Raw genomic sequence first — 23653 nt, forward strand, 5'->3', positions numbered from 1 at the left:
TGCTCGTGCGGGGCAAGGTTCAGAAGGTGGAGAGGAAGCCGGCCACGTTCGCGCCCAGCGCATCCACCGCATAGCCGCCTTCCATCACCACCACCGTCGGCAGGCCCAGAGCCGCGATCGGCGCGGCCATCGCGGCATAGTCCGCGGTGCGGATCGCGAAGTGGCACAGCGGGTCGTCGACGAACGTATCCGCCCCGAACGACACCAGCAGCAGATCGGGCGCGAAGTCGCGGATCGCGGCCAGCGCGCGATCGAGTGCGGCCAGATAGGCGCCGATCGCGGTACCGTGCGGCAGCACGATGTTCAGCGTCGCGCCCGCGCCCGCCCCGCCGCCGGTCTCATCCTCGCGCCCCCAGTAGAAGGGATAGTCGGTCGCGGGATCGGCGTGGAGCGAGGCGAAGAAAACTTCCCCGCGATCCCAGAAGATATCCTGCGTGCCGTTGCCGTGATGATAGTCGACATCCAGGATCGCCACCCGTCGACCCGCGCGCACCGCCGCCTCGGCCGCGATCGCGACATTGTTGAGATAGGAATAGCCGCCCAGATAATCGGCCCCGGCATGGTGGCCGGGCGGGCGGCAGAGCGCAAAGGCGGCGCGGTCCTCGCCGTCCAGCACCGCCTGCAGCGCCTCCAGCGCAGTCTGCGCGCCGGCATGCGCCGCATCCCACGTGCCCGGCCCGATCGGCGTCACGGCATCGAAGCTGTACCGGCCGAGCAGCGCGTCGATCCGATCGGGCGCGATCCGGCGCCTGGCCACGACCGGCCAGGCATAGCCGATCGCCTCGCCCGGCCGCCCCGCCGCCTGCCAGCGTTCGAACGCCGTCTGCAGGAAATCGACATAGCCGGCATCATGCACTGCCAGCAGCGGCGCCAGCCCGAAATCGCGCGGGGGCCGCGTCGGCCCGACCGCCGCAAGGATCATCTCCGCGCGCGCGGCCACGTCGGCATGGGGAGACCAGCTGCCATTGTGCAGTTCCTGCGCGGGCGCATGCGCCTGCTGGCGCGGATCGAAGACGGTCAGCATGGAAATCTCCGCGGCGCGATCCGCAGCAGCGCATAGCCCGCCAGCGCGGACAGCAGCGATCCGCCCAGCACGCCGATCTTCACCGCATCGCCCAGGGCCGGATCGGCAAAGGCCAGCCCGCCGATGAACAGGCTCATCGTGAAGCCGATCCCGCACAGCAGCGCCACGCCATAGACCTGCAGCCAGCTCGCCCCTGACGGTCGGTCGCCCAGCCCCAGCGCCACCGCGCCGCGCACGCTCAGGAAGATACCGATCTGCTTGCCCAGGAACAGGCCCAGCGCGATTCCCAGCGGCAGCGGCGCGATCGCCTGCGCGACGCCGACCCCGGCCAGCGACACGCCCGCATTGGCGAACCCGAACAGCGGCACGATGCCGAACGCCACCCACGGATGCAGCCCATGTTCCAGCCGGTGCAGCGGCGAGGTGGCATCATCCGGCGCGGCCGGGCTCGGGCGGATCGGGATGGTGGCGGCCAGCAGCACGCCGGCGATGGTGGCATGGATGCCCGACAGCAGCACCGCCCCCCACAGCCCCGCCCCAAGCAACAGATAGGGCCACAGCAGCATCACCCGCGCACGGCTCAGCGCCAGCAGCCCGCCCATCAGCGCACCCGCGGCCGCCAGCGCCACCAGGTTCAGCTTGGCGGTGTAGAAGATCGCGATGATCGCGACCGCGCCCATATCGTCGACGATCGCCACCGTCGTCAGGAACAGCTTCAGCGAGGCCGGTGCCCGCCGGCCGAGCAGCGCCAGCACCCCGATCGCAAAGGCGATGTCGGTCGCGGCCGGGATCGCCCAGCCGCGCACCAGCGCCGGATCGCCGCCCGCCACCAGCAGATAGACCGCCGCCGGCAGCGCCATGCCCGCCGCCGCCGCGATCATCGGCAGCCTCCGGTCCGCCCAGCTCGACAGATGCCCGTCGACGAACTCGCGCTTGATCTCCAGCCCTACCACCAGGAAGAACAGCGCCATCAGCCCGTCGTTGATCCAGTGATGCAGGCTGAGCGGGCCGAGAGTGGCGTGCAGCGCGCCGAAATAATCCTCCGCCAGCGGAGAATTGGCGACCCCCATCGCCACCGCCGCCGCCGCCATCAGCAACAGCCCCCCCGCCGCCTCCTTCCGCAGAAAGGCGCGCATCACGGACAGGGGGCGCAGGCGGGGGGCGGGGCGGGACATGGGGAACCCATAGGCAGGCGCGGCGGAGAGGTGAACCGGAAACGGTTCGAGCTTCGCGAGTCGGCGGGCAGCGACAAAAAGCGCGAACGGGATTAGCCTGGCACCATGACCGGCCGATCCTCCCGCACGCGCCTGCGTGCCTTTCAGCGCATCCATCACGGTGTGCCCGATGCGGGCTTCATCGCCGATCTCGAATATCTGCAGAACCGCGACCTCGACCTGTCGGTGCGGCTCGGCGCGCTGCTGGCGTTCGATGCGCTGATGATCACGATCGGCACACATCCGGTGTCGGCATCGCCCGGCGCGCCGCTCAGCCTGGATGCCGCGAGCCAGCCGGCCGCGACGATCGCCAGCCTGGCCGGCCTGCTGCCGTTCCTTCTTGCAGCCGGGCTCGCGCTGCGTGCGGTGCTGCTGGGCGAGGAATTCGATGTCGACGGCCGCGAACCGGACGACGTGCTGCGTCAGCGCCTGCTCGCCGCCTTCCTGCACTCGATCGAAACCCAGTCGCGCCTGCTCCGCCGCGCCGTCCAGGCGACGTTGGCCGGCGGCGTGGCGACTGGGGTGGTCTGGGCGTGGATTCTGGCGGCGAAGATCGGCGCCTGATCCGCGCGCCTCGCTGGGACCGGGTTTACCGATCGCTCATCCTCTTCCGGCTACAGCGACGCTGACCCCAGCGAAGGGCGCGACTGCCATGCTCTATCCGCACGAGATCCAGGCCTGCCTGCTGTTCGACCGGCGCGTCGATACGCTGGACGCCATCATGCGCGCTTTCACCGCGACCGAGGGGCAGCGCAGCGGCGCACGCTTCAACCAGGTTGAATGCAAGCCGGGCGTCTTTCATCGCCTTTACGGCGGCGACAATCTGATGGTCACGCTGGAATATTGCGACAATCCGGCCAACCCCGCTGTGTTCGGCCAGGTGCTCGGCTCGACCGTGACCGGCATCGTCTGCCCCGATATACGGGATCGCATCGCGCGCAGCCGATCGCATATCCTGATCAACGTCTCGCACGGCGCGCTGGGCAATTCGCCGGAATTGGCGCGGCTGATGGCGCAGATCGGCCGCGAGCCGGAAGGCCATTCGCTGGCGCATTTCCGCCGCCGGCTCGCCGTGTGCGCGATGATCAGTCGAATCGCATTCGATCATGCCAGGCCCTCCGCGGTCCACTGGACGCAGAGCAACCAGCTGATCCCGGGGGAGCATTTCGAGGACTATGCCCGCGGCGACGCGCCCGGCCTGCTCCACATCCATCCCTGGCTGTTCGGGGATCGCAACGGGCCGGGTGGAAAGGCCGCGGTCGGCATCCGCACCTTCGGCGCGCGCCACTTCATCGGCCGCGAGCTGCTGATCGAGCCCAGCATCCTGCCGTGGAGCGCCAATTACGAGACGCTGCTGGCCTTTCTGCGGATCGCCACCACGGAAAACGGCTATATCATCCCCGATGGCGACACGTTCGGCCCCGAGGATCGCAGCCTGTCCTATCGCGTGCTGCACCGGCCGGCCGCGGCGGACGACGTGCCCCTCTATGAGCTGCAGCCGCTGATGTTCCGCGAGCATGGCTTCGTGTCGCCTGACTATGTCTCGCCTGAGCGCGCCTTCGACGATCGCGTGCCGCCGGCCGATCTGATGCCGGTCGATGATTGGGAAAAGATGGGCTTCGTCAACGAATGGCGCGAGAAGCGGAAGCTGGCGGAACGCATCGGCGGCCGCTTCGAAGTGCGCGCGAAAGGCACCGGCCCGATGCCCACCCCGCCGCCGCCGCAGCGCCCGGGCGTGGCGCGGCTGTTCGGGCGGAAGGGGCTTTAAGGGCTTTGTGATCGCGTTCCGGGATACGAAAAAGCGCGCGCTTGGTTGAGAGTTTCTGTGGCAACGAGCTCAAGCCAAGGATGTAAAGTCCGCAGCTGGTAGACCGCCGCGCCTTTCACGCTAGGGTCTCACTATTCAGTCATGCTCCCGCCCGCCGGCGCCGATGTAAAGCTCCCGCCCGGTCTCGTTGTAGAGCTCGCTCATCTCGCGCATCCCCGCCTCGGCTTCGTCCGTGGCTACGAACGTCTCCACCGGCGCGTTCTGCTTCGCCGCGAAATCCCTGACCTCCTGCGTGATCTTCATCGAGCAGAATTTGGGGCCGCACATCGAGCAGAAGTGCGCCGTCTTCGCGCCTTCCGCCGGCAGCGTCTGGTCGTGATATTTCTCGGCGGTGTCGGGGTCGAGCGACAGGTTGAACTGATCGCGCCAGCGGAATTCGAAACGGGCGCGGCTCAGTGCATCGTCGCGCAGCTTGGCGGCGGGGTGGCCCTTGGCGAGGTCCGCGGCATGCGCGGCCAGCTTGTAGGTAACGACGCCCACCTTCACGTCGTCGCGATCGGGCAGGCCCAGATGCTCCTTCGGCGTCACGTAACAGAGCATCGCCGTGCCGTACCAGCCGATCATCGCCGCGCCGATTCCGCTGGTGATATGATCATAGCCGGGCGCGATATCGGTCGTCAGCGGCCCGAGCGTGTAGAAGGGGGCCTCGCCGCAGGCTTCCAGCTGCTTGTCCATATTCTGCTTGATCTTGTGCATCGGCACATGGCCGGGGCCCTCGATCATCACCTGCACGTCCTGCGCCCAGGCGCGCTTGGTCAGCTCGCCCAGCGTGTAGAGCTCGGCGAACTGGGCTTCGTCGTTGGCGTCGGCGATCGATCCGGGGCGCAGGCCATCACCCAGCGAATACGCCACGTCATAGGCCTTCATGATCTCGGTGATCTCGTCGAACCGCTCGTAGAGGAAGCTCTCCTTGTGGTGCGCCAGGCACCATTTCGCCATGATCGATCCGCCGCGGCTGACGATGCCGGTCACGCGCTTCGCCGTCATCGGGATGTAGGGCAGCCGCACGCCGGCATGGATCGTGAAATAATCGACGCCCTGCTCGGCCTGCTCGATCAGCGTGTCGCGGAAGATCTCCCAGGTCAGGTCCTCGGCGATGCCGCCCACCTTTTCCAGCGCCTGGTAGATCGGCACAGTGCCGATCGGCACGGGAGAGTTGCGCAGGATCCATTCGCGCGTGTCGTGGATGTTGCGGCCGGTGGAAAGGTCCATCACCGTGTCCGCGCCCCAGCGGATCGACCAGACCAGCTTGTCGACCTCGCTCGCCACGTCGGAGGCGACCGCCGAATTGCCGATATTGGCGTTGATCTTCACCAGGAAGTTGCGCCCGATCGCCATCGGCTCGGATTCCGGGTGGTTGATGTTGGACGGGATGATCGCGCGGCCGCGGGCCACTTCGTCGCGCACGAATTCGGGCGTGACATAGTCGGGGATCGACGCGCCGAAATCCTCCCCGTCGCGGACCAGCTTCTCCTTCAGCGCCTCGCGCCCCAGATTCTCGCGGATCGCGACATATTCCATCTCGGGCGTGATGATGCCGCGGCGGGCATAGTGCATCTGGCTGACGTTCATCCCCGGTTTGGCGCGCAGCACGCGGCCGCGCACCTGCGGGAAGGCGGGCACCCCGCCCGAACGATCGGGGCCCAGCTGGCCATTATCCTCGGGCCGCACCTCGCGCTGGGTGACCTCCTCGACATCGCCGCGCCCGCGGATCCAGTCACGCCGGATCTCGGGGAGCCCCGCCATGATGTCGATGCGGGCGTTCGGATCGGTATAGGGGCCGGAGCAGTCATACACCCGCAGCGGCGGCTCCCCGCTGGAAGGCTCGAGATCGATCTCGCGCATCGCCACCTTCAGCGGGCCGACATGCACCTTGCGGCTGCCGCGGATCGGCCCGGTGGTGACCTTTAGTTCGGTGCGCGCAGGAATATCGGCCATGATGATGCTCTCCAAAGCGGGAGGGGGAGAGCGTCGCCGCCATCCCTCCCTACGCCGGTGCAAACCGGATCAGGTTCGGCGGGTCTCGGCCTGCTGGCCTCATCTCAGCCGCGCATCAGCGGCCCCCCGGGGAATGGATGCGGAGTCTAGGGGCCACGCCGGGCCTGTCAATCGCGACGCTTGCAGGCGCGCGCGGCGCGGCGCAGGATCGGGCATGGCCCACTGGCTGCTGCTCTACGATACCGCGCCCGACTATCTCGCCCGCCGCGGTGAATATCGCGATGCGCACCTGGCGCTGGCCTGGGCGGCGGCCGATCGCGGCGAACTGATCCTGGCCGGTGCGCTGGCCGATCCGGTCGATAGCGCGGTGCTGCTGTTCCAGGCCGACGACGCTTCGGTGGCCGAACGCTTCGCGCGCGCCGATCCCTATGTGCGCGAGGGGCTGGTCACCAAATGGCGCGTGCGCCGCTGGACGACGGTGGTCGGCACCGCGGCCGAGACCCCGGTCCGGCCCGTCAGCGCGACATAGGGCGGGGGAGAACGACATGGGCGTGCAGGGCATCGGCGGCATCTTCTTCCGGGCGCGCGATCCCCATGCGCTGTCCGCCTGGTATCGCGACCATCTGGGCATCGGCGCGGGCTGCAACGCCGATGGGGCAGGCGATCCGGACGACTGGTTCTGGCAGGCGGGCGGCGGGCCCACCGTGTTCGCGCCGTTCAAGGCCGAGACCGATTACTTCCCGGCGGACCGGCAATGGATGCTGAACCTGCGCGTCAGCGGGCTGGATGATCTGCTGGTTTCGCTGCGCGCGGCCGGCATAGAGATCGAGACGCGCGCCGAATGGGATTCGCCCGAAACCGGCCGCTTCGCCCGGATCCACGATCCCGAAGGCAACCCGATCGAGCTGTGGGAGCCGCCAGCCGGCTGAAGCTCAGGCGGATGCAGGCCGGTCTGCGGCTGGTTCGCGCACACCGGCGCGACCGCGGCGGGCAAGCTCCGCCTTCAGCGCTTCCGGCTTCGGCGCGATCAGGAAGCCGAAGCTGACCGTGCCGGCCTTGGTTTCGACCACATGGTGCAGCCGGTGCGCCTGCATGATCCGCTTCATGTAATCCGATCGCGGCACATAGCGGTGGCCGATCCGGCGATGCACGATCACGTCGTGGAAGCCGAAATAGATCGCGCCATAACCGGCGATGCCCGCGCCGATCCACGTGGCCCAGGCGCCCCAGCCCAGCTGGACCCCGCCCAGAATCAGGATGATCGAGGGGACGGCGAAGATCACTGCGTAGAGATCGTTCAATTCCCAGTTGCCGGTGCGCGGACGGTGGTGGCTCTTGTGCAGGAACCAGCCCGGGCCATGCATGATCCAGCGATGCGCGGCATAGGCCACGCCTTCCATCACAGCGATGGTGGCAAGGAAGAGCGCGAGGCCGATCAGCAGATCCATGCGCGCGATATAGAGGGCCCGGGCCGGTTACTCCACCCGCCGCCACAGCCGATACGGCGAATTGCGCGGCAGCGGCACCGGCTGCAGCCACCCGGGCCCCTGCCCCTTCATCAGCCGCGCATAGAAGCCCTGGCGGGCCTGCGCGACATAGACGGTCGATTCGGCGATGCCCGGGCACACCAGCAGCAGCGTGGCGCCGTGGCGCCGCATCACCGCGCGGGCCAGCTCGTCACTGCCGCGAAACGCGCGGTGGATGTCCAGGATCGCCTGCTGGTTGCGATGATAGGGCCCGGCGATGGCGCGGTGATGCGTGACCGCGATCAGCCGTGGCCCGAGATCGACATGGGTGAGGATGGTGGCCGCGGGCAGCCGCGCGATCGGGCGCAGCGCGGGGAGCGTGGGGCAGCGCCGGGCGGCGGTGCCGGCGGCGCTGCGGCTTTTCTTGGGTGGCGGCTCCGGGATCGCCCATAGCGTCGCCCGCGCGCCGAGGCCCGTCGCCAGCAACAGTACAAGCAGTGTCAGCAGCGCGGCGGGGATGCGCGGCAGCCGAGTGAACAGCCAGCCGCCCAGCAGCCAGCCGAACGCGGCGGCACCGGGCACCGCCAGCAGGTTGGCCGCGGGCGAGGCGCGGGTCTGCCAGAACAACAGCCCGATCGCCGCGATCGCCAGCAGCAGCGTCGCCGCCCAGCCGCGGGCGGCATCGGTGCCGCGCGTGCGCCATAGCATCGCCAAGCCGCCGATCAGCCCCGCCGCCGGCAGCGCCAGCGTGCCCGCCGCCATCCGCCAGCCGTGCGAGAAGAGCGGCTTGGCCTCGCGGATATTGTCGAACCACATCCGCCGCAGCTCGGGCGTCAGCCGTTCGGGCGTGCCCAGGCACTGCGGCCAGGCCAGCGCGAAACCGATCGCGATCAGCGCCGCCGCTGTGCCCGCCAGCGCCAGCCTTACGCCCCGGCGCGGTATCGCCATCGCCGCCAGCCCCACGAACACGCCGCCGCCCGCCAGCGCGACCGAGAGCCAGACCGGCGACAGCGCATCGCAGACCGGCTGGCGGTTGGCGTAGGATGCGAACAGCAGGAAGCCGGCGGTGGCGCCAAGCCCCAGGGCCAAGCCGAAGCCGCGCAGCCGATCACGCTGGCGCTCGTCCCAGACCCATGCCAGCGCGACGGCCCCCGCCGCCAGCGCGACGTAGGGCAGCATTTCCAGCCCGATCGACAGCGACAGTGCGGCCGCGATCCCGGCGGTCAGCCCGCCGCGCCGTCGATCCGGATCGGCACCGCCCGCCACCATCGTTGCCAGCATCGCCAGCTGCCAGCCATGATGATCGATCCGGAGCGGCGCGAACATGTTCATCACTGCCTGCGCCGAGACCAGCGCGACCAGCGCCAGCACGAACGCGCCGGGCGCGACCAGCCGGCGGGCGGTGATCGCCAGCGCCAGCATCGCGATGATCAGCGGCAGCATCGGCGCGATCGCCACCGCCGCCTTTTCCGCCGTCGCGCCGGAGACGAACAGCCGGCCCAACAGCATGATGCCCGCGATCGGCAGATCCGGGATGCGCGACCAGTGGATATCGGCGCCCAACGGCGGATCCAGCCGATACTGGCGCAGATCGTACCAGCCCTGCCCTGCCAGCCAGGCGCGCACCTGCGCGATCCGCAGATTATCGTCGGTATCGCCCAGCGCGAACCACTGGATGCCGCCCCAGCGCCAATGCAGCAGCACGATCGCGGTGCCCAGCCAGAACAGCAGCACCGCCGCCACCCAGCGCCGATCGCGGATTTCGCGCCACAGTGCGCGGATGTGATCGAGGACGCTTCCCATGACGGCTGCAGCGGCCTAGTCGCTCCCGCGCAAAGCACAAGGGTATCGATTTGCGTCTCGCCATCGAACGTCATCGCGTGCTGCTGGGGCAGCTTGTGCGCTATGCGCTGACCGGCGGCCTCGCCAGCGTCGTCAACATCGCGATCTACTGGATCGGGCGCGACCGGCTGGGCTGGAACGCCAACCTGGCCTGGGCGGCGGGATTCGCGGCGGCGGTGATCGTGGGCTATGTGGTGCACAGCCGGTGGAGTTTTCGCGGGCACGGCCGGCGCGACAATCTCGCCCGCACAGGGGGGCGGTTCGTCGCGGTGGCCTTGATCAGCTTCGGCCTGAACAGCCTGTGGGTGTGGCTGCTGGTGCAGGCGCTGGGCCTGCCCACCTGGACGCCGATCCCGCTGGTCCTGGGGGTGACGCCGTTCCTGGTGTTCTGGCTGAACCGGGTCTGGGTTTTCGAATGAACATGAGCGATCAGATGGACATGCTGCCGGCGACGACCACCGCTTCGACCGCCACCCGGCCGCGCGCGGCGCGGACCCGCAGGGTCGCAGCGCCGCGCCCGCTGGTCACGCTGATCGTGCCGGTGAAGGACGAGGAGGAGGCGATTGGCCCGTTCGTGGCGCGGGCACGGCTGGTGCTGGATGCACTGAACGAGCCGAAGGGCTGGGAGATCCTGTTCGTGGACGACGGATCCACCGATGCCACGCTGCCCGCGATCATGGCCGCCAACCGTGCCGAACCCCGCGTGCGGGCGATCTCGCTCTCCCGCAATTTCGGCAAGGAAGCCGCGCTTTCGGCCGGGTTGGACCATGCCCGCGGCGAAGTGGTGATCCCGATCGATGTCGACCTGCAGGACCCGCCTGAAGTGATCGGCGCGATGATCGCCAAGTGGCGCGACGGATATGACGTCGTCTACGGCGTGCGATCGGATCGGCGGACGGATAGCCTGCCCAAGCGGATCACGGCCGAGTTCTATTACCGCGCCCACAATTACCTGTCGTCGGACAAGATTCCCGAACATGCCGGCGATTTCCGCCTGCTCGACCGCAAGGTGGTCGACGTGATCCGCGCGATGCCCGAGCGCAACCGCTTCATGAAGGGGCTGTTCGCCTGGGGCGGCTTCCGCCAGGCATCGGTCGAATATGAGCGGGCCGAGCGGCAGGTCGGCACCACCAAGTTCAACTATTGGAAGCTGTGGACGCTGGCGATCGACGGCATCACCTCCGCCTCCACGGTGCCGCTGCGCGTCTGGAGCTATCTGGGCGGCGTGGTGGCGCTGATCTCGTTGCTCTACGCGTCCTTCCTGGTGATCCGCACGATGCTCTACGGCACCGATGTCGCAGGCTATGCATCGATGATGGTGGCCACCCTGTTCCTGGGCGGGCTGCAGCTGCTGTCGCTGGGCATCCTCGGCGAATATGTCGGCCGCATCCTGGTCGAGACGAAGCGCCGGCCAATCTATGTCGTGCGCCAGCGGATCGGGATCGAGGAGGACGGCGCCGATGGATAGGGCGGTCTATGAACGGATGGCCGAGATCGACGGCGCACACTGGTGGTTCGTGGCGCGTCGCCGGATCGTGACCGCGCTGATCCGCGCACAGGGGCCGGCCCGGCCTGCGCTGAAGATATTGGAAGTGGGCTGCGGCACCGGATCGAACATCGCGATGCTGCAGAAGTTCGGCACGGTCGACGCGGTCGAGCCGGACGATCTGGCGCGCAAGATCGCCAGCGAACGATCGGGCCTTTCGATCAAGGGCGGCTATCTGCCCGATGGCGTGGCGCTGGAAGACGGCCATTACGACCTGATCGTGCTGCTGGACGTGCTCGAGCATATTCCCGGCGATCTGGAGGCGCTGACCGCGTTGCGCGCCAAGCTGGCGCCGGGCGGTCGGCTGATGGTGACGGTGCCGGCATCGCCCTGGCTGTGGAGCAAGCATGACGTGGCCCACCACCACCAGCGCCGCTATACCGAGCAGAGCTTGCGCGCGGTGTTCGAGAAGGCGGGCTTCCGGGTGCGACATCGCAGCCATTTCAACACCTTGCTGTTCCCGCTGATCGTGGCGGCGCGAGGGATCGGCAAGCTGCTGAAGCGCGAGGGCGGCGACGATGCGATGCCGTCGCCGGTGGTCAACAAGCTGCTGGCCGTCACCTTCGGCGCAGAACGTCACTGGGTGGCGCGGCGATCGCTACCGTTCGGGGTATCGCTGGCGCTGGTCGCGGAGCCGGCCGCAACACGATAGAGGATGCCGCGCTGGCGGCCGTGCCACACGGGCACGAGTTCCGGATAGCCCTGGATCGCACCCGCCAGCGGGCGATCGACCATCCACAGGAAATCGAAGGCGGCCCGCGGGAAATTGGTCAGCGTATCGTCCAGCCGGGGCTCGCCATGGCGATGGCAGCGCGGCGGGCGCAGCAGCTGGGTGGGGTCGCCCACGAAGCGGCCGCCGGCGGGGTAATCCACGGTCAGCAGCTGCGCGCCCGGCATATCCCACTGCCCGTTCACGAACGCCTGCCGCCGCGCGATCGCGATCGCGGCGAGATGATCCATGCGCGAATAGCCCCACGCCCCCGAGCAGGGCAGATCGATCAGCGCCAGGATGCGCGATCCGGTGGGGACATGATCGAGCGCGGCCAGCTGCTCGCGATAGCCGCGATCGAGCTGGACGTAATTATAGGTGGTCCCCGCCAAGCGCATCGCGACGAAACCGAGCGCCAGCGCCGCCAGCGCGCTTTGGGTACGCGCGGACAGCCCATCGACCCGGATCGCCAGCAGCGCGATCGCCAGTGCGAACGGTGCCAGCCGCATATCGGCATAGGCCGATCCCAGCAGGATGCGCGGTAGCAGCAGATAGCAAAGCGCCAGCAGCAGCGCCGCCAGCCCCAGCCGATGTTCGAAGCCGATCGTGCGCGGCCTGCCGCTACGGCTGCTCACCCAACCCACGAACGCAGCCAATACCAGCCCTGCCAGCAGCCACACGCAAAGCTTGTCGTACAGCGTCCAGCGATCGCGCAGGATGCTGGTGAACCAGATGAACTTGGCATCCCAGTTGAACCAGTCGACCGTGCGGCCCTTCACGTCGCCCGATCGCCACAGCAGCATCATCAGGATCGGCGGCACCAGCGGCAGCGAAGAGAGCGCGCCGCGCACGAACGATGCCACGCGGTTATGGCCCGCCTCGCGCCACCGCTCGACCTCGGCCGCGCCGGCGATCACTGCCAGCACCGCCCAGCCGAAGATATGCGCCACCCAGGCGATCATCCCCAGCGGCACGAACAGCGCCGCGCGCAGCCGCAGCCGGCCCTGCCGCCCCAGCCGCAACCACAATGCCGCGCTGTTCAGCGCCAGCGCCATCGCCATCGCGAAGTTCACGAAACCGAACTGGAACGGATAGCCATAGGCCAGCGCCAGCGCGAACCAGGCGGTGGCCGGCACGCGGCCATGTGCCTCGCGCGCCAGCCACAGCATGCCGGTGGCGGTCAGCACGGGGATCGCGATCGCGATCCCCTTCACGGTCGGCTCCAGCCCGAACAGCGGGGCCAGCGCTTCCACCAGCAGATCGACGCCCAGATTGCCGATAACCGCCCAGCGGAAGCGGTACCACAAATGGTAATAGGGTGAGGTATCGATGCCGAGCTGGATGGCGTAGCGGCCGATATGCCCGTTCAGATCGGTCAGCGGCGGCAATGCGGGCCACAGCAGCGGGATGGCCATCGCCAGCGCGCCGATCAATGCGACCTCGCGTCGCTGCCACCATTGGCCCCTCGCCTGCATCTGCGGCGCTTACGTCGGCAGCAGATCGGTTGGAAGCATTTTGCGCCGGCGACCGGGGCGCGAAACGCCGCCCGCTAGCGCAGGACCCGCCAGACCTTGATGCGCGCACCCGGCAATGCGACCGGCTGCAGCCAATCGATCGCCTCGCCGCGCGACAGTCTCGCCGCCAAGCCCTGCGGCGCCTGCTTCCGATAGGCGTGGGTTTCCGCAAGGTCGGTGCACAGGACGACGTAATCGACATGTCGGCGGGCGATCACGGTGCGGGCCGTGGCGATCGGGGCCATCATCGTCACGAGCGTATCGCGTATTCCCTGCAGGTTGCGGTGATGGCCGCTGGCGATCATTCGATGGTGCGTCGCGATCAGGATACCGGGCGAGATATCGAGATCGGCCAGCAGGATCGCCGGCGGCAGCGCGCGCAGCCGCCGGTAATTGGCATCGGTGCCGCACAGTGTCTGCTTTCGTTCCCGCACCGACGGGGCAATGAAGCGGCTGGCCAGCACCGTGACCAGGGGCGGCGTGATCGGCAGGATCGCGATCATGGCCAGGGTGATGGCCGGCACGCGCAGGATCGGTGAACGAAAGCGGGATGCCAGCCGCGCAAGCGCGAGCGCAGCCGCCACGGCGCCGGGCAGGGCCAGCATCGTCGCGGTGCCACCGGTACGCGCCACCTGCGTCGCGAGCAGCGTCGCCACCGCAAGCAGGATGAGGTAGCTGATCCAATCGAGCCGCTGATCGGCCGGGGCCAGACGCAACGCGTTGATCGCGCCGGCCAGCGCAATGGCGGGAAATGCGACCATGCCCACCAGCACGACGGGATTGGACCAGCTGAGCGGCAATCCCTCTTCGATGCGGAGATACCAGAAGGTCCGCACGATCGGATCGAGTGCGCTGAATGCACCGGTTACGCATTGCGGCGCGATCAGCGGGTAGAGCGCCGCTGCAACAAGGCCCGTGGCTGCGAGCGCCGCCGCGCGCCAGATCATCGATCTCGCGGTCGTGAACTCGGTCGCGATCAGCACGCCGACCGCGCCTGCCGCGAGCATCGCGAGATGGACCGGCGTGATCACGTCGCAAAGGATGGTGGCCCACGCCGATGCCGGACGAAGCAGGACGAAGCCGAGCAGGCTGGCGCCCGCGAGCACCGATGCGAACCAGCGGAACCGTTGCACCTCCGTCGCCGGGCGGACGAGCCAGCGCAGCCCGAGCACCGCGCCGATCGCCGCGGTCATCGGCAGTCCTTCGAGCGAGATGTGCAGCAGCAGCGCACAGGCGATCCCGGTGGCCGCACCGGACCGCCGTGGGCGGGGATCGAGCATCATGGCCGCTGCCAGCAGGGTCAGCACGATCTGCCAGCCGTGGTGATCGATCCGCATGACCTGCATCTGGGCGAGCGCGCCATTGGTCAGTGGCGCCAGCGCCAGCGTCGCGAAGATGGCGATCGGCCGGCGATCGAGACGGCTTGTCAGCAAAGCCGCCGCCGCCATGGCGGCGGCCAGCGTGAGCAGCGGCACGATGACGAGCGCCGCCGTCTCCGCAGCGGCAGCGCCGACCACCGGCCGCGCGAGCAGCATGACCGCCGCGATCGGCACATCGACGATCCGCGACCAGTGCATCGCCACGCCATCGGGCGAATTGATGCGGTATTGCGTGAGATCGAACCAGGATTGGCCGGCAATCAGATCGCGGACCTGCTGCAGCCGCAGCTGATCATCAGGATCGGGAAGTTCGAAAGCGGAAAGTTCGCCGCGCGCCACCCACCAGTAACAGAACGCCGCCGCCGCCCACAGCAGCGCCAGCAGCAGCCAGAAACGACGGTCGAGCCGGATCATCGCGCGAAGACGATGTGCCGCCTGAGCAACCAGACCGACTGGAAGGCGACGATCACCGCGACCGCCTTGGCGACCCGCGGATCGAAGCCGAGCGCCGTCGCCACGCCGACGATCGCCATCGTGATGCCGAGGCCCACGATTGCGGACGTGAGGAACAGCGCCTGCTGCGCGATCCGGCCTTCGCCGCGCGCCACATCATCCGTGAAGACGGCGCGGCTGGACAGCAACCAGTGCGCGACGATGCCGAAGGAATAGCCGAGCCCCGACGCCACGACCGCCGGCAGGCCAGCGCCATGCAGCGCCAGAAAGCAGCCGACATCGACGCCGAGCGCAGCCACGCTGGCACCGATGTAGCGCACATAGGTGTGGGCCAGCATCTGTCCGATTCGCATCGCCAGGCCCGCCGCGTCGGTCACGCGGCGTCCTTCAGCCGCGCCGGCACCGCGCGCTCGGACGCGAGCGCAGCCTGCTGTCCTTCGTCGCCGGCTTCATGATATTCGGCATCCTCGTTGACCGACCAGATATCGTGGCGGCGGAAGCCGGCCTCGATGTTGCGGACGGTCAGCATCGCCGTCATCATCGCATGATCCTGGTTGTTGTAACGATGCATGCCGTTCCGGCCGACCATGTGCAGCGTCGGATAGCGCGCTTCCAGCTCCACCCGCATCGCATCGACATTGTCGCGATAGCTGTCGTCATAGACCGGGTAGGCCTTTTCCTGGCGCACCACTGCGCCACCGACCACCGTCTTTGGATCGCACAGGCCGAGGATCGCGACTTCCTTCGTCGCCAGCGCGACGAGATCGTCGTCCGACATCGACCACAGGCCATCGCCTTCGAAGCAGAAATATTCGAGGCCGACGCAGGCGAGCGATTCATCGGGTACCATCTCGGGAGACCAGCTGCGGAAATTCTGGATGCGGCCGACCTTCACCTTCGAATCATGGATGTAGATCCAGTTGTCGGGGAACAGGTCTTCCGACTTGATCATCAGCGCGACCGTCAGGAAATCGCGATAGTTCAGGTCGGTCGCCTGTGGCAGCGTTGCCGGCAGCGGATGGATGCGGGCGGCCAGCTCGCGCATCGGCGCCGACGAGATGACATGGCCGGCGTTGATTACTGCGGTGCCACCGTCATGGCTGGCCGTCACCCGCCAGCGGCCGGTCGCCTGGTCGACGCTCAGCTGCTGCAGCGCATGGCCCATCAGCACATGGTTGCCGCCCTTCACCACGAAATCGCGCGCGGCATCCCACATCATGCCCGGGCCCTTGCGCGGATAGCGGAAGGTTTCGAGCAGCGTCTTGGTCGCCATGCCGTCATTGGGCTTCTTGTTCAGGCCGAGCGAGCGCTTGAGCCCGTCCAGGACCGCAGCCCCCAGGCTCAGCCCCTTGATGCGCTGCGCCGCCCAGTCCGCCGACATCTCGTCGCACGGCATGCCCCACACCTTTTCGGTGTAGGTCTTGAAGAAGATCGAGAACAGCTTGTGGCCGAACTGGTTGACCGTCCAATCCTGGAAGGAGCGGACATCCTTGTTAGGCATCAGCTTGGCCTTGGCATAGCTCGCCATGCAGAGCGTCGAGCGCCAGATGCCCAGGTTCCAAAGCGCCTCGAACGCGCGCAGCGGATAGCTGTAGAACTTGCCCTCATAATAGATGCGGCTCATCCGCGGGCGCTGAATGAAGTCGTCGGGCAGGATCTCGTTCCAGAGATCGACGACCTCCTTCGACTTCGAGAAAAAGCGGTGCCCGCCGATATCGAAGCGGAACCCCTGATGCTCGACAGTGCGGCTGATGCCGCCGACATAGACCGGGTCCTTCTCGATCACGGTCACGCTGTAGCCTGCCTTGGTCAGCAGATAGGCTGCGGTGAGACCCGCCGGCCCCGCACCCACGATTGCGACGTCCACATTGGCTGCAGTCCGCGTCATGCCCGGTCACCTTCGAAAAATGGTGAACAAGGCCTTGCCGCCGAAGCCGCTAAGACTTGGTTAACGGCGCCGGGCAGGGGGCGTCGCGAGGTGCTTTCGCGATGCCCGCGGGTCGATTAAGCGGCGTGCGATCATGTCGCGCCCCTTCCATCGCCGCATCCGTTCGCGTCGCTTCGCGCTGCCGGCGGCGCTTGCGATCCTGGCGGTCGCGGCCTGGTTCCGGATCGCGGGCACGCTGGCCGAGCCGCTCTGGCTGGACGAGGCCTACAGCGCCTATGCCGCCGGCAAGGGCTTCGCCTTCCTGTGGCAGGTCGTGCCGTCCTACGAGACGCATCCACCCTTCTATTATTCGCTGCTGCGGATCTGGACGATGGCGTTCGGCGATTCGCTGGGCGGCCACCGCGCGCTGGGGATCATCGCCGGGCTGGCTGCGCTTCCAATGACCTATCTCGCCGCGCGCGAGGCGGCGCTGCTGCTCGGACGAAAGGGTCGGCTGGCGGGGATCGTCGCGGCCGCGCTCGTGGCGATCGCACCCATGGCTGTCGAGATGAGCCGCGAAGTGCGGCCCTATCCGCTGATGATCCTGGCCTATGCTGCGGCGCTGACCGCGATGTTCCGGATCGGTCGCGCCGTGAAGGATGGCCGCGGGCTGCCGCGGCATGGGTTCCCGCTCTGGCTGCTGTGCCTGGCGCTGATGCTGTGGCTGCACAATCTGGGGCCGCTGTTCGCCGGCGCGCTGGGCATCGGCCTGCTTGCGATGGTCGCCGCACGCGGGCTGCCGCTGGCCGATTGGCGGCGGCTGCTGATCGGCCATGCGCTGGTGATGGCGATCTGGCTGCCGGCGCTGATGATCCTGGCCGATCAGGCGCCGACCTGGATGAAATCGACCTGGCTGCGCTTCGAATGGACCGGGCTCAGCCGCAAGCTGTACTTCCTTTACGGCGTGCCGGGAGAGGCGATGCTGGCCGCGGCGGCGCTCGCGGTGCTCGGGCTCTGGACGCTCCTGCGATCGGGCGACGGGCGGCGGGTCGCGATCGCGCTGCTGGCCGCCGCGATCGTGCCGGTGGCGGCGTCGATCCTGGTCTCGGTATTGGTGGCGCCCGTCTTCATCGTGCGGATCATGACGCCGGTGGTGGTGCCGACCGCGATCCTGTTCGCGCTCGGCATCGCCGGCCAGCGCGGGTGGCTGCGCGTCGCCGGCTTCGCGGCCTTGCTGTGGCTGAGCGGGCAGATGATCCGCAACGATCTCGCCGCGCGAGAAAGGGGGTCGCTGCAGGATTGGTACCGCGCGGTCGCGTGGCTCGGCCCGCGGCTGGGGCCGGGCGATCGGGTGCTGGCCTATCCCAATGAAGGCGCGCTGCCACTGGATTATGCGCTGCGTGACCGCAGGATCGCGCTGCCGGTCGATCCGGTGCCGGTGGCCGTGCCAGCGATCGGGGTGGGCGGCTGGTATCCTACCGGCAGCCGCGGCGTCGTCTCGCTCCCACGCGATCGGCTGCGCGCGATCGCGCGGTCGGATCGGGTGCGCGCCGTGCCGACGGTGTGGCTGCTGCGGCTTGGCCCCTGGGCCTATGACAAGGGCGATGTGTTCATGGAGGAGCTGTCGGCGGATCGCGTTCCGGTCGCGCGCTATCGCGACGGGCCGATCGATATCGTGGGATTGCGGGCGACGCTCAGCTCACGAACGGGGCTGCCACTTCCTTCGGCACCCTGAGCGGCCGGCCGCTGGCCTTGTCGAGAATCGCCCAGGTGGTCTTCGCGCGGACATGGGTCTTGCCGTCCGGCCCGATGAATTCGACCATCCGGTCGAACCGCGCGCCTTTCGGTGCGTCCGCCACCCAGGTGCGCGCGGTCACGCTCTCGCCCGCCTTCAGGAAGCGCAGATAATCGATCTCGTGGCGCACCACGACCCAGATATAGGCGTCGACATGCGCCGGATCCGCCACCGCGTGCCAGTGCAGCCCGGCCATGTCCTGAATCCAGCGCACCCAGACGCCGTTGTTGACATGGCCGAGCTCGTCGATGTCGGCATCGGCGGCGGTGATCATAGTCTCGAACGGCGGCGTCATCTCAGTCCGCGTCGCCCAGCTGCCAGAGGATGAAGGCATAGGCCTCGGCATCCTCGCGCAGATTGTCGAACCGGCCGGATTTGCCGCCATGGCCCGCGCCCATGTTGGTCTTGAGCAGCAGGATATTGTCGTCGGTCTTGGTGGCACGCAGCTTGGCGGCCCACTTCGCCGGTTCCCAATAGGTCACGCGCGGATCGTTCAGCCCGCCGGTGATCAGCATCGGCGGATAGGCCTGGCGGGTCACATTGTCGTAGGGCGAATAGGATCGCAGCAGCTCGAACGCGGCCTTGTCCTTGATCGGGTTGCCCCATTCGGGCCATTCACCCGGCGTCAGCGGCAGGCTGTCGTCCAGCATCGTGTTCAGCACGTCGACGAACGGCACGTCCGCCACCACTGCGCCCCAGAGCTTCGGATCGGTGTTGGCGACCACGCCCATCAGCTCGCCGCCGGCCGATCCGCCGTTGATCGCGATGTTGCCGGCCTTGGTGAACTTCGCCGCGATCAGCCCCTTCGCCGCATCGCCGAAATCGTGGAACGTGTTCCAACGCTCCTTGGCCTTGCCGCCGAGATACCAGTTGCGGCCAAGATCGTCGCCGCCGCGGATATGGGCGATCGCATAGGCATAGCCGCGGTCGAGCAGGCTCAGCCGGATCGTCGAGAAGCTGGGCGGGATCGCATAGCCATAGGCGCCATAGGCATAGAGCAAGAGCTTGCCCTGGCCGTCCTTCCTGAAGCCCTTCTTGTAGACGACCGAGACGGGCACCTTCTTGCCGTCGCGCGCCGTCACCATCAGCCGCTCCGTTTCGTACAGCGACGGATCATAGCCCGAGGGGATCTCCTGCACCTTCAGCGTCGTCAGCTGGTCGGTCGCGGGGTCGTAATCATAGACGGTGCCGGGCGTGACCATCGACGAATAGCCGATCCGGTACCGATCGGGATCATATTCGGGATTGCTGCCCATGCTGGCCGAATAGCTGGCCTCCTTGAAGGGCACCCGCTCTTCCTTGCCGTCGTAGCTGCGCAGCCGGATCTGATCGAGCCCGTCGACCCGCTCGCTGATCACCAGATGCCTGGCGAAGCTGGAAACACCACGCAGATAGACGCTGTCCGATCCGGGGATCAGCGTCTTCCAGTCACCCGGCGTGGCGGGGTCGGCCTCGGCCAGCCGGAAGTTCACATGATCGTCGTTGGTGAGGATCCAGAGCTTCCCGTGCGCCGCATCGACCGCATATTCGCGGCCCGTCTTGCGCGGAGAGACCAGGATCGATGCCGCGGTCGGGTTAGCGCTGGGCACCAACCGCACTTCCGATGTCTGGTTGTCGCCGGTCGCGACCAGGATCCACTGCCGGTCCTGCGTCTGGCCCACGCCGACGTTGAAGCCCAGCTCCTCCTTCTCCTCATAGAGCGTGCGGTCGCTCTTGGGATCGGTGCCCAGCACGTGCAGCTGCGCGCGATAGGTGCGCCAATTGTCGTTCACTTCGGTGAACACCACCGACTTCGAATCGCTGCTCCAGACGACGCCGCCATTGGTGACGGTGCTGACCGTCTCGATGTCCTTGCCCGTCGCCAGGTCGCGGATGCGCAGCGTGAAGCGTTCCGATCCATTGGCATCGGATGCCCACGCGGCGAGCTTCCCGTCGGGCGAGACTTCCAGCACCTGCAGCCGGAAATATTCCTTGCCCTGCGCTTCCGCCGGCTCATCCAGGATCACCTCCTCGGCCCCGCCCGAAACCGGCTTGCGATACCAGATCCGATATTGGCCGCCGGGCTTGAACGCCCACCAGTACAGCCAGTCGCCATCCTTCTGCGGCACGCTGGCATCGTCCTGCTTCACGCGCCCCTTCATCTCCTCGAACAGCGTGTCGACGAGCTTTTCGCGCGGCTTCATCGCAGCTTCGAAATAGCCGTTCTCGGCCTTGAGGTAATCGAGCACCGCGGCGTCATCGACCTTCGGATAGCCCTGGTCCTTCAACCAGAAATAGGGATCCTCGATGGTGACGCCGTGGCGTTCGTAGCTGTGCGGCTGGCGGGCGGCGACGGGGGGCGGCGGAAGCGTCTGGGACAAGGCGGCCTCGGTTGCGAAGAGGATGGGGAGCAGCAGGAAAGGCAATCGAAGAAACGGCATGCGGGTCCCCCTTGCGGCGGTCCTAGCCGACTGCGCCGCGCCTTGTCGAAGCCTTTGCCTCTCCGTGCCGACGAAGCTGGCGCCGACCATCGCGGGCGCTTATCTTGGGCGGCAGATCGATAGAAGGACCCTATCAATGTCCACCCATGCTGCGCGTCTCGCCGCGCTGCGCGAGGAACTCGCGCGCCGCCGCCTCGATGGCTTCGTCGTGCCGCTGACCGACGAGCATATGAGCGAATATGTCGGCGCCTATGCCCAGCGCTTGGCCTGGCTCACCGGGTTCGAGGGATCGGCCGGATCTGCGGTCGTGCTGCCCGCCGATGCCGCGATCTTCACCGATGGCCGCTACACGCTGCAGGTGCGCGAACAGGTCGACGGCAGCCACTGGAGCTACCAGTCGGTGCCGCAGACCAGCATCGCCGCCTATCTGAAGGACAACGCGCCCGATGGCGCGCGGATCGGCTATGATCCGTGGCTGCACACCAAGGATTGGGTGAAGACCGCGCGCGCCGCGCTGGCGGAAAAGGGCGCGGAGCTGGTCGCGGTCGACACTAACCCGATCGATGCGATCTGGCCGGATCGGCCCGCACCATCGGATGCGCGGCTCGTTGTCCAGCCCAACGACGTCGCCGGCAAGTCGTCTGCCCAGAAGCGGCAGGAGATGGCGGACTGGCTGGCAGGAAAAAAGGCCGACGCTGCGATTCTGTCCGCGCTCGATTCGATCGCATGGACCTTCAACATTCGCGGCCAGGACGTCGATCGCACGCCGGTCGCGCTGGCCTATGCCGTGGTCAATGCCGACGGAACCGCCGATTTCTTCGCCGCGCCGGGCAAGGTGGGTGACGACGTGATCGCGCATCTCGGCAATGCGGTACGCGTGCATCCCCGCGATGCGTTCCCGGCGCATCTCGCCTCGCTGAAGGGCAAGCGCGTGGTCGCCGATCCGGAGCGGGCGGTGGCGGCGATCTTCGAGGCGCTCGAACAGGGCGGCGCGAAGGTGGTCGAACTGCGCGATCCCGCGGTGCTGCCCAAGGCGATCAAGAATGATGCCGAGATAGCAGGCCACAAGGCCGCCCAGGCCCGCGACGGCGCCGCGCTCAGCCGTTTCCTGCACTGGCTGTCGATCGAGGCGCCGAAGAGCGGGCTGACGGAGCTTTCGGCAGCCGCCCGGCTACGCGCCTTCCGCGAGGAGACCGGCGTGCTGCGCGACCTGTCGTTCGACACCATTTCCGGCGCGGGTCCGAACGGCGCGATCTGCCACTATCGGGTGGACGAGGCGAGCAACCGGCCGATCGAGATCGACTCGCTCTATCTGGTCGATTCGGGGGGCCAGTATCAGGACGGCACCACCGATGTGACGCGCACCGTGGCCATCGGCACGCCGACCGCGGAGATGAAGGATCGCTTCACCCGCGTGCTGAAGGGCCATATCGCGCTCGCCACCGCCCGCTTCCCAGAAGGCGTGCGCGGCACCCAGCTCGACGGGTTCGCCCGCCAGTATCTGTGGCAGGTCGGCCTGGATTACGCGCATGGCACCGGCCACGGCGTCGGATCCTATCTGTCGGTGCATGAAGGGCCGCAGCGCATTTCGCCGGCGGGATCCAGCCAGTCCGGCGGGGACGAGCCGCTGAAGGCGGGCATGATCCTGTCGAACGAGCCCGGCTACTACAAGGCGCACGAATATGGCATCCGCATCGAAAATTTGGTGCTGGTGGTGCCGATCGACGTGCCGGGTGCCGAAAAGCCGGTGCTCGGTTTCGAGACATTGACGTTCGCGCCGATCGACCGCACGCTCGTCGACCTCGCTCTGCTGACCGCGGACGAGCGCGCCTGGCTGGATGACTACCACGCTCAGGTCGCGCGCCTGATCGGTCCGCAGCTCGATGGGGATGCGCGCGCATGGCTCGAAGCGGCCACCGCGCCGATGGGGGACGCATGATGAACAACAAGATCGCGATCGGGTTGGCCGGCGGCTGCGCGCTGCTGGCGGCAGTGGGTTATGCACAGATGCCGGCGGTGCCGCCGACGCCGCCAATGCCCGCCGCCGAAGCCGCCCGGCGCACCGCGTTCGACTTCAACCTGGTCGCGATCGATGGCGCGCCGATGCCGATGAAGGCGTATCGCGGGCAGGTGGTGATGCTGGTCAACACCGCCAGCTTCTGCGGCTTCACACCCCAATATGCGGGTCTGCAGGCGGTGCACGATGCCTACAAGGCGAAAGGCTTCACCGTCGTCGGCGTGCCATCCGGCGACTTCAAGGGCCAGGAATATGGCTCGAACAAGGAGATAGCCGGGTTCTGCTCGTCCAAGGGCGTGAAGTTCCCGCTGGCCGAAAAGTCCGATGTCGTCGGCGCCAAGGCACTGCCGATCTATCGCTGGGCGGCCGCCAAGCTGGGGCCGGACAAGACGCCCAAATGGAACTTCCACAAATATCTGATCGGTCGCGACGGCCGGCTGATCACGGCGTTCGGCACCCGTACCGAGCCGACCGATCCCGCTGTCAGGGCTGCGATCGAGGCGGCGCTGAAGGCGAAGCCGGCGCGGGGCTGACGGGTTCGTCCGCCGGATCGGCGGCGCGGGCCTGCGCCTTGCGCCGCCGCAGATTGGCGCGCAGCGCCTCTGCCAGCCGTTGCTGGCGCTGGTCGTCCGATCCGGCCA

The 23653-nt window shown here is 67.8% G+C and carries 21 protein-coding genes and 1 riboswitch; of the genes, 10 read left to right on the plus strand and 11 right to left on the minus strand.

Annotated features, from left to right (window positions below; translation table 11 throughout):
- Positions 1-19: 19 nt before the first annotated feature.
- Together ABC347_RS12810 and nhaA are read right to left on the minus strand one after the other, a co-directional pair.
- Complete coding sequence (locus ABC347_RS12810) at positions 20-1024, minus strand: histone deacetylase family protein (protein WP_413246105.1); 1005 nt, start codon at positions 1022-1024, stop codon at positions 20-22.
- Positions 1018-2199, minus strand: a complete 1182-nt coding sequence (nhaA, locus tag ABC347_RS12815; RefSeq protein WP_413246106.1) for a Na+/H+ antiporter NhaA — start codon at positions 2197-2199, stop codon at positions 1018-1020. Before nhaA ends, ABC347_RS12810 begins: the two co-directional genes overlap by 7 nt.
- A 105-nt stretch (positions 2200-2304) precedes the next feature.
- Here nhaA and ABC347_RS12820 point away from each other — a divergent pair, with 105 nt between their 5' ends.
- Positions 2305-2802, plus strand: a complete 498-nt coding sequence (locus ABC347_RS12820; protein WP_413246107.1) for a hypothetical protein — start codon at positions 2305-2307, stop codon at positions 2800-2802.
- Between the two features lie 88 nt (positions 2803-2890).
- Positions 2891-4006 (plus strand): hypothetical protein, encoded by a 1116-nt coding sequence (locus ABC347_RS12825; RefSeq protein ID WP_413246108.1) that lies wholly within the window; start codon positions 2891-2893, stop codon positions 4004-4006.
- A 135-nt stretch (positions 4007-4141) separates the two neighbouring features.
- Here the strand turns inward: ABC347_RS12825 and thiC are convergent, their stop codons facing one another.
- Positions 4142-6004 (minus strand): phosphomethylpyrimidine synthase ThiC, encoded by a 1863-nt coding sequence (gene thiC / locus ABC347_RS12830; RefSeq protein WP_413246109.1) that lies wholly within the window; start codon positions 6002-6004, stop codon positions 4142-4144.
- Positions 6005-6033: 29 nt separating this feature from the next.
- Positions 6034-6143: riboswitch (TPP riboswitch) on the minus strand.
- Positions 6144-6218: 75 nt separating this feature from the next.
- Between thiC and ABC347_RS12835 the strand changes: the two genes are divergently transcribed.
- On the plus strand, positions 6219-6533 hold the full coding sequence (locus ABC347_RS12835; protein ID WP_413246110.1) for a YciI-like protein: 315 nt from the start codon (positions 6219-6221) through the stop codon (positions 6531-6533).
- 16 nt (positions 6534-6549) lie between these two features.
- On the plus strand, positions 6550-6933 hold the full coding sequence (locus tag ABC347_RS12840; protein WP_413246111.1) for a VOC family protein: 384 nt from the start codon (positions 6550-6552) through the stop codon (positions 6931-6933).
- Between the two features lie 3 nt (positions 6934-6936).
- Here the strand turns inward: ABC347_RS12840 and ABC347_RS12845 are convergent, their stop codons facing one another.
- Together ABC347_RS12845 and ABC347_RS12850 are read right to left on the minus strand one after the other, a co-directional pair.
- Positions 6937-7452 (minus strand): sterol desaturase family protein, encoded by a 516-nt coding sequence (locus tag ABC347_RS12845; RefSeq protein WP_413246112.1) that lies wholly within the window; start codon positions 7450-7452, stop codon positions 6937-6939.
- A 27-nt stretch (positions 7453-7479) separates the two neighbouring features.
- Complete coding sequence (locus ABC347_RS12850; protein ID WP_413246113.1) at positions 7480-9273, minus strand: AcrB/AcrD/AcrF family protein; 1794 nt, start codon at positions 9271-9273, stop codon at positions 7480-7482.
- Positions 9274-9323: 50 nt separating this feature from the next.
- Between ABC347_RS12850 and ABC347_RS12855 the strand changes: the two genes are divergently transcribed.
- From ABC347_RS12855 to ABC347_RS12865, 3 genes are read left to right on the plus strand one after another with little or no spacing between them, the layout of a single operon-like run.
- Positions 9324-9731, plus strand: coding sequence for a GtrA family protein (locus ABC347_RS12855; RefSeq protein ID WP_413246114.1), 408 nt, complete (start codon positions 9324-9326; stop codon positions 9729-9731).
- Between the two features lie 2 nt (positions 9732-9733).
- Positions 9734-10780 carry a glycosyltransferase family 2 protein gene (locus tag ABC347_RS12860; protein ID WP_413246115.1) on the plus strand — a complete coding sequence of 349 codons (1047 nt, stop codon included), beginning with the start codon at positions 9734-9736 and terminating at the stop codon, positions 10778-10780.
- Complete coding sequence (locus tag ABC347_RS12865) at positions 10773-11510, plus strand: class I SAM-dependent methyltransferase (protein ID WP_413246116.1); 738 nt, start codon at positions 10773-10775, stop codon at positions 11508-11510. The genes ABC347_RS12860 and ABC347_RS12865 overlap by 8 nt, the downstream gene beginning before the upstream one ends.
- Here ABC347_RS12865 and ABC347_RS12870 read toward each other — a convergent pair.
- The 4 genes from ABC347_RS12870 to ABC347_RS12885 form a co-directional block, all read right to left on the minus strand.
- Complete coding sequence (locus ABC347_RS12870; RefSeq protein WP_413246117.1) at positions 11435-13042, minus strand: hypothetical protein; 1608 nt, start codon at positions 13040-13042, stop codon at positions 11435-11437. The genes ABC347_RS12865 and ABC347_RS12870 overlap by 76 nt on opposite strands.
- 74 nt (positions 13043-13116) lie before the next feature.
- Positions 13117-14874 (minus strand): hypothetical protein, encoded by a 1758-nt coding sequence (locus tag ABC347_RS12875; protein WP_413246118.1) that lies wholly within the window; start codon positions 14872-14874, stop codon positions 13117-13119.
- Positions 14871-15290: a GtrA family protein gene (locus ABC347_RS12880; protein WP_413246119.1), complete on the minus strand. Its 420-nt coding sequence runs from the start codon at positions 15288-15290 to the stop codon at positions 14871-14873. Before ABC347_RS12880 ends, ABC347_RS12875 begins: the two co-directional genes overlap by 4 nt.
- On the minus strand, positions 15287-16801 hold the full coding sequence (locus ABC347_RS12885; RefSeq protein WP_413246120.1) for an NAD(P)/FAD-dependent oxidoreductase: 1515 nt from the start codon (positions 16799-16801) through the stop codon (positions 15287-15289). The genes ABC347_RS12880 and ABC347_RS12885 overlap by 4 nt, the downstream gene beginning before the upstream one ends.
- 133 nt (positions 16802-16934) lie before the next feature.
- On the opposite strand from ABC347_RS12885, the gene ABC347_RS12890 reads away from it, so the two are divergent.
- A complete protein-coding gene (locus tag ABC347_RS12890) occupies positions 16935-18515 on the plus strand; it encodes a hypothetical protein (RefSeq protein ID WP_413246121.1) in 1581 nt (526 codons plus the stop codon).
- Here the strand turns inward: ABC347_RS12890 and ABC347_RS12895 are convergent.
- Positions 18475-18870 (minus strand): acyl-CoA thioesterase, encoded by a 396-nt coding sequence (locus tag ABC347_RS12895; RefSeq protein WP_413246122.1) that lies wholly within the window; start codon positions 18868-18870, stop codon positions 18475-18477. The two genes, ABC347_RS12890 and ABC347_RS12895, sit on opposite strands and share 41 nt — an antisense overlap.
- A gap of 1 nt (position 18871) precedes the next feature.
- Positions 18872-20995, minus strand: coding sequence for a S9 family peptidase (locus ABC347_RS12900; protein ID WP_413246123.1), 2124 nt, complete (start codon positions 20993-20995; stop codon positions 18872-18874).
- Positions 20996-21131: 136 nt separating this feature from the next.
- Here ABC347_RS12900 and ABC347_RS12905 point away from each other — a divergent pair, with 136 nt between their 5' ends.
- Positions 21132-22934: an aminopeptidase P family protein gene (locus ABC347_RS12905; RefSeq protein WP_413246124.1), complete on the plus strand. Its 1803-nt coding sequence runs from the start codon at positions 21132-21134 to the stop codon at positions 22932-22934.
- On the plus strand, positions 22934-23545 hold the full coding sequence (locus ABC347_RS12910) for a glutathione peroxidase (protein WP_413246125.1): 612 nt from the start codon (positions 22934-22936) through the stop codon (positions 23543-23545). Before ABC347_RS12905 ends, ABC347_RS12910 begins: the two co-directional genes overlap by 1 nt.
- Positions 23546-23653 lie beyond the last annotated feature (108 nt).

This window comes from Sphingomonas canaveralia (assembly GCF_047238125.1).
Classification (GTDB): Bacteria; Pseudomonadota; Alphaproteobacteria; order Sphingomonadales; family Sphingomonadaceae; genus JBDFMH01.

Bases quoted from the DNA above. Each gene is read 5' to 3' on its own strand.
- ABC347_RS12810 (WP_413246105.1), bottom strand. From the start codon at position 1,024: ATGCTGACCGTCTTCGATCCGCGCCAGCAGGCGCATGCGCCCGCGCAG.
- nhaA (WP_413246106.1), bottom strand. From the start codon at position 2,199: ATGTCCCGCCCCGCCCCCCGCCTGCGCCCCCTGTCCGTGATGCGCGCC.
- ABC347_RS12820 (WP_413246107.1), top strand. From the start codon at position 2,305: ATGACCGGCCGATCCTCCCGCACGCGCCTGCGTGCCTTTCAGCGCATC.
- ABC347_RS12825 (WP_413246108.1), top strand. From the start codon at position 2,891: ATGCTCTATCCGCACGAGATCCAGGCCTGCCTGCTGTTCGACCGGCGC.
- thiC (WP_413246109.1), bottom strand. From the start codon at position 6,004: ATGGCCGATATTCCTGCGCGCACCGAACTAAAGGTCACCACCGGGCCG.
- ABC347_RS12835 (WP_413246110.1), top strand. From the start codon at position 6,219: ATGGCCCACTGGCTGCTGCTCTACGATACCGCGCCCGACTATCTCGCC.
- ABC347_RS12840 (WP_413246111.1), top strand. From the start codon at position 6,550: ATGGGCGTGCAGGGCATCGGCGGCATCTTCTTCCGGGCGCGCGATCCC.
- ABC347_RS12845 (WP_413246112.1), bottom strand. From the start codon at position 7,452: ATGGATCTGCTGATCGGCCTCGCGCTCTTCCTTGCCACCATCGCTGTG.
- ABC347_RS12850 (WP_413246113.1), bottom strand. From the start codon at position 9,273: ATGGGAAGCGTCCTCGATCACATCCGCGCACTGTGGCGCGAAATCCGC.
- ABC347_RS12860 (WP_413246115.1), top strand. From the start codon at position 9,734: ATGAGCGATCAGATGGACATGCTGCCGGCGACGACCACCGCTTCGACC.
- ABC347_RS12865 (WP_413246116.1), top strand. From the start codon at position 10,773: ATGGATAGGGCGGTCTATGAACGGATGGCCGAGATCGACGGCGCACAC.
- ABC347_RS12870 (WP_413246117.1), bottom strand. From the start codon at position 13,042: ATGCAGGCGAGGGGCCAATGGTGGCAGCGACGCGAGGTCGCATTGATC.
- ABC347_RS12875 (WP_413246118.1), bottom strand. From the start codon at position 14,874: ATGATCCGGCTCGACCGTCGTTTCTGGCTGCTGCTGGCGCTGCTGTGG.
- ABC347_RS12885 (WP_413246120.1), bottom strand. From the start codon at position 16,801: ATGACGCGGACTGCAGCCAATGTGGACGTCGCAATCGTGGGTGCGGGG.
- ABC347_RS12890 (WP_413246121.1), top strand. From the start codon at position 16,935: ATGTCGCGCCCCTTCCATCGCCGCATCCGTTCGCGTCGCTTCGCGCTG.
- ABC347_RS12895 (WP_413246122.1), bottom strand. From the start codon at position 18,870: ATGACGCCGCCGTTCGAGACTATGATCACCGCCGCCGATGCCGACATC.
- ABC347_RS12900 (WP_413246123.1), bottom strand. From the start codon at position 20,995: ATGCCGTTTCTTCGATTGCCTTTCCTGCTGCTCCCCATCCTCTTCGCA.
- ABC347_RS12905 (WP_413246124.1), top strand. From the start codon at position 21,132: ATGTCCACCCATGCTGCGCGTCTCGCCGCGCTGCGCGAGGAACTCGCG.
- ABC347_RS12910 (WP_413246125.1), top strand. From the start codon at position 22,934: ATGAACAACAAGATCGCGATCGGGTTGGCCGGCGGCTGCGCGCTGCTG.